The organism is Desulfosporosinus sp. OT, from assembly GCF_000224515.1.
Taxonomy (GTDB): Bacteria; Bacillota; Desulfitobacteriia; order Desulfitobacteriales; family Desulfitobacteriaceae; genus Desulfosporosinus.
Genome location: NZ_AGAF01000160.1, coordinates 1 through 359, shown reverse-complemented (window position 1 = coordinate 359; position 359 = coordinate 1). Strand labels below are relative to the sequence as shown.

The 359-nt window shown below is 41.2% G+C and carries 1 protein-coding gene; it reads left to right on the top strand.

Annotation, left to right across the window (positions count from 1 at the left end; translation table 11 throughout):
* On the top strand, positions 1–201 hold a 201-nt coding region (locus DOT_RS28755; protein ID WP_009620184.1), incomplete at its 5' end, for a Fic family protein.
* Positions 202–359: the final 158 nt, after the last annotated feature.

Below are 359 nucleotides of genomic sequence, written 5' to 3'. Positions count from 1 at the left end.
GAATTTTCCAAGAGAGCTGCCTACTATATGTCAGAACTCAACATGATTCATCCATTCAGAGAAGGAAATGGCAGAAGTATCAGGGAATTCATACGGCAGTTGGCTTTTGAAAGAGGTTATATCATTAATTGGTCCTTGATTACAAGTGAAGTCTTGTTAGAGGCGATGATTACAGCGGTTAAAAAAGTATTGAACCATTAATAAGTTGTATATTTCAATCCATAGAAAACAAGTAACTGCCAATAAAACGCACCTAGGGTTAGGTGCGTTTTAAATCGGCGTAACTTGTCATTCCGCGGAGGGTCATGGAAACTACGCGGAACGACAAAAAGTGACTGCCCGTGAGCTGTTCCGCCGAG